Origin of the sequence: Oerskovia sp. NPDC056781, from assembly GCF_042789955.1 — a bacterium.
Lineage (GTDB): Bacteria > Actinomycetota > Actinomycetes > Actinomycetales > Cellulomonadaceae > Oerskovia > Oerskovia rustica.
The window spans coordinates 1-4,643 of the sequence record NZ_JBHUAD010000277.1; the positions used below are offsets into that span (position 1 = coordinate 1).

Annotated in this window: 3 protein-coding genes; all 3 read left to right on the plus strand. The window is 70.9% G+C overall.

Annotated elements, in window-relative coordinates:
* The first annotated feature begins 96 nt into the window (after nucleotides 1–96).
* The 3 genes from ACFRCR_RS17020 to ACFRCR_RS17030 all read left to right on the plus strand — a co-directional run bounded on the left by ACFRCR_RS17020 (nucleotide 97) and on the right by ACFRCR_RS17030 (nucleotide 4,582).
* Nucleotides 97–1,749 (plus strand): ABC transporter permease subunit, encoded by a 1,653-nt coding sequence (locus ACFRCR_RS17020; RefSeq protein WP_377679176.1) that lies wholly within the window; start codon nucleotides 97–99, stop codon nucleotides 1,747–1,749.
* Between the two features lies 1 nt (nucleotide 1,750).
* Entirely contained in the window at nucleotides 1,751–2,683 is a 933-nt protein-coding gene (locus tag ACFRCR_RS17025; protein WP_377679178.1) for a sugar ABC transporter permease, read from the plus strand.
* 63 nt (nucleotides 2,684–2,746) lie between these two features.
* Nucleotides 2,747–4,582, plus strand: coding sequence for a glycoside hydrolase family 13 protein (locus ACFRCR_RS17030; RefSeq protein WP_377679180.1), 1,836 nt, complete (start codon nucleotides 2,747–2,749; stop codon nucleotides 4,580–4,582).
* Nucleotides 4,583–4,643 lie beyond the last annotated feature (61 nt).

A 4,643-nucleotide genomic window follows, 5' to 3' on the forward strand; every position in this document is an offset into this window, starting at 1 on the left:
CCACGGCCGCGGGTCGTCGGCGCAGCCCGCACGATCGGCGCTGCGCCAGCCCCATGACGCGGGCCGGTACCCGTGTCGCACGACTACGGAGGCTCGATGTCCGCCCCACAGATCACGCCCACCGACACCGCCGTCGGCGCTCCGGAGGACTCCGGGCCGCCCGAGGGGCCGCGCCGGGAACGCCCGCGCCGGGACCGCGACGGGTCGCACGCCCGGAACTACAGCCCCGGGTTCTTCGCCAAGCTCGCTCTCATGGCCGTCATCGACGCGCTGGGCGTGTACGTGGTCTGGTCCGCGTGGACGGCAGAGTCGTACGGCATCCTCGCCGCGTCGGCGGCCATGCTGGTCGCAGCCAACTGGGTCTACTTCTCCAAGCGTGCGCTGCCGCTCAAGTACATCCTGCCGGGCCTGATCTTCCTGCTGGCCTACCAGATCTTCGTGGTGGCCTACACGGGCTACATCGCCTTCACCAACTACGGCACGGGGCACAACTCGACCAAGGAGCAGGCGATCGAGGCCCTGCTCGTCCAGAACGAGCGCCGCGTCGAGGGGTCGGAGTCGGCCCCGCTCACGGTCGTCGAGGACGGCGGCACGCTCGCCTTCGCGATCGTCACTCCCGACGGCGACGTCGAGGTCGGCTCGGCCGAGCAGCCCCTGACAGTGGTCGAGGACGCGACGGTCGAGGCAGGCCGCGCGACCGAGGTCCCCGGGTACACGGTCCTCGAGCGCGGCCAGGTGCTCCAGCGCCAGGAGGAGGTCACGAACCTCCGCGTGCCCGTGTCCGACGACCCGGAGGACGGGTCGATCCGCACGCCGGACGCGATGACGGGCTTCGTCTACACCTCGACGCTCGAGTACGACGACGCGGCCGACACCATGACGGACACGACGACCGGGACCGTCTACACCCCCAACGACGACGGCCAGTTCGAGGCCGCGGACGGCACGACGCTCGCCGTCGGGTGGCGCGTGGCGGTCGGGTTCGACAACTTCGTCACGGCCTTCTCCGACGGGCGCTACGCGCAGCCCTTCGTCAAGATCCTGGCGTGGACGTTCGTCTTCGCGATCGGGTCCGTGGCGACCACGTTCCTGCTGGGCCTGTTCCTCGCGATCACGTTCAACGACGTGCGCATGCGCGGTCGCAAGATCTACCGGGTGCTCATGATCCTTCCGTACGCGATCCCGGGCTTCCTCGCGGCGCTGCTGTGGTCGGGTCTGCTCAACACGCGGTTCGGCTTCATCAACGAGGTCCTGCTGGGTGGGGCGGAGATCCCGTGGCTCACCGACCCGGTGCTCGCGAAGCTCTCGGTGCTCTTCGTGAACCTGTGGCTGGGCTTCCCCTACATGTTCCTGATCTGCACGGGCGCGCTGCAGTCGCTGCCGTCGGACGTCATGGAGGCCGCGAAGATCGACGGCGCCGGTCGCTGGCGCACGTGGCGCTCGGTCACGCTGCCGCTGCTGCTCATCTCGACCGCGCCGCTGCTGATCTCGTCGTTCGCCTTCAACTTCAACAACTTCACGCTCATCTACATGCTCACCGGGGGTGGTCCACGGTTCGGGGACGCCTCGGTCCCGCTGGGGCACACCGACATCCTGATCTCGATGGTCTACCAGATCTCCGGGGTCGACGGGTCGGCTCCGAAGAACTTCGGGCTCGCGAGCGCGCTGTCGATCGTCATCTTCGTGATCGTCGGCACCATCTCTGCCCTGGCCTTCCGGAGCACCCGCAAGTTCGAGGAGATCAACTGACATGGCGACCACCTCTGTCTCCGCCCCCGTCGGTTCGGCGGGCTCGCCCTCCGGCCGTGCGTCCGGTCCCGAGGGCCGCACGCGCATGAAGCCAGGCCGCTGGTTCAGCGAGCTCGGCTGGCGTCACCTCGTGGGCGTCGTCGCGGTCGTGTTCTCGGCGTTCCCGCTGGTCTACGTCCTGTCGGCGTCGCTGTCGGAGAACGGCACCCTCACGGGCTCCAACACGCTCTTCGCCGACGTGAGCTCGGTGAACTACGCGGAGCTCGGCGACTCGCTGTTCTGGACGTGGATGCTCAACACGCTCGTGATCGCGGTCGCGACGTCGGTCGGCACCGTGCTCATGGGCGCCGCCGCGGCGTACGCGTTCTCGCGGTTCCGCTTCACGGGGCGCCGCACGGGCCTGACCTCGCTGCTCATCATCCAGATGTTCCCGCAGATGCTCGCGTTCATCGCGATCTTCCTGCTGCTCCTGAGCCTCGGCGACGTGGTCCCCGCCCTCGGCCTGGACAGCAAGCTGGCGCTGATCTGCGTGTACCTCGGTGGCGCGCTGGGCGTGAACACGTTCCTCATGTACGGGTTCTTCAACACGGTCCCGCGCGAGCTCGACGAGGCCGCGAAGCTCGACGGCGCGACGCACGCCCAGATCTACTGGACGATCATCCTGCGCCTGGTGGCGCCGATCCTGGCCGTCGTGGCGCTGCTGTCCTTCATCAGCACGTACGGCGAGTTCATGATCGCCCGCATCGTGCTGACCTCGGAGGCCAACTGGACGCTCGCGGTCGGCCTGTACGGGTGGGTCTCGTCGCTGCGCGAGGCGAACTGGGGCCTGTTCACCGCAGGCGCGGTCATCTCGACGCTCCCGGTGCTGGCGCTGTTCCTCTACCTGCAGAAGTACATCGTGGGCGGCCTGACGGCCGGCTCCGTCAAGGGCTGACCCGTGAGCACCACCACGCCCGACGACGCCACGTCCGCCGGGAGAGCCGCCTCGCCTCGCGAGGTGGTCGCCCTGGCCGCGCACCACGACGGCTCCGAGGTCTACGTCCCCGGCGGCACGCCCGCCCTCGGGGACGTGGTCCCGGTCAGGGTGCGCGTGCCACGGGTTCCCGGCGGTGCCGACGCGCAGGTCCGGGCCGTGTGGCTGCGGACCGTGCGCGACGGCGAGCCGCGCCTGGCGGAGGCCCGGCTCGACCGGCAGGACGAGCACGAGTCCTGGTACGTGGCCGACGTCCTGGTCCACAACCCGGTCACGAGCTACCGGTTCTTCCTGGACGTCCCGGGCGGGTACCGGTGGCTCAACGGGCGCGGGGTCTTCGACCGGGACGTGCCCGACGCCGCGGACTTCCGCCTGACCGTGCACCCACCCGCACCGTCCTGGATGGGCGACGGCGTCGTCTACCAGGTGTTCTCGGACCGGTTCGCGCGCTCGGCAGAGGCGGACTCACGGCCGGTCCCGGACTGGGCGCAGCCCGCCGGCTGGGACGACGAGCCGCTCGCGGCCGGGCCCGGCGTCGGGACGCAGTACTACGGCGGTGACCTGCGGGGGATCGAGGAGCACCTCGACCACCTCCAGGCGCTCGGCGTCGGGACGGTCTACCTGACCCCGGTCTTCCCGGGGCGCTCCAACCACCGCTACGACGCGAGCACCTTCGACCACGTCGACCCGGTGCTGGGCGGCGACGAGGCGTACGCGTCGCTCTCGCGGGCCGTGCACGCGCGCGGCATGCGGCTGCTCGGCGACCTGACGACCAACCACACGGGCGCGGGCCACGAGTGGTTCGAGCGCGCGCACGCCGACGAGTCGAGCGCCGAGCGGGACTGGTTCTACTGGACGCCGGACGAGCCCGGGTACGTGGGCTGGCTCGAGCACGCGTCGCTCCCCAAGCTCAACTACGGCTCGCCCACGCTCGGGGCGAGGATGATCGACGGGCCGGGCTCCGTCGTCGGGCGCTACCTGGGCGAACCCTTCGCGCTCGACGGGTGGCGCATCGACGTCGCGAACATGACGGGCCGCTACGCCGACGAGGACCGCACGCTCGAGATCGCGCGGCGGATCCGCGCGACCATGGCCGCGATCAACCCCGACGCGGTCCTGGTGAGCGAGCACTTCCACGACGCCTCGCTCGACCTCGCGGGTGACGGCTGGCACGCCAACATGAACTACTCGGCGTTCACGCGCCCGATCTGGACGTGGCTCGCGCCGCACGACTCGACCGTCCCGTTCCTCGGGCTGCCCGTCACGACGCCGCGCCGCGGCGGGCGCAGCATGGTCGAGACCATGCGCGACTTCGACGCCGTGCTGCCGTGGTCGGTCACCTCGCACCAGTGGAACATGCTCGGGTCCCACGACACCCCGCGCCTGCGCTCGATCGTGGGCTCGGCCGAGATGGTCGAGGTCGCCGCGACGCTCCTGCTGACCTACCCCGGCACGCCCGTGATGTTCGCGGGCGACGAGGTGGGGCTCACGGGCACCAACGGCGAGCACGCACGCGTGCCCATGCCGTGGGACCGCCCGGACCGCTGGGACGGCGACACGTTCGAGGTCTACCGACGGCTCGTCGCGCTGCGCCGGGGGAGCCGGGCGCTCCGCGAGGGCGGGCTGCGCTGGCTCGTGGTCGACGACGACGCCGTCGCGTATCTGCGCGAGACGCTCGACGAGCGCGTGCTCGTCGTCGTGGCGCGGGACGCGTGGGACGGGGCGCGCCTGCCGCGGCACCTGCTCACGGGCGCCGACGCCGAGCAGCTGTACGGCAACCTGGGCCTGCGCGTGACCGCCGACGCTCTCGAGCTGGCGGGCGGCGACGGCCCCGGCGTCGGGGTGTGGCGGCTGGCCTGAGCCGGCCCGCACGCCCGACCTCCACCGAGAAGTGAGTAGATGCCCCTGATCTCTGCGGATC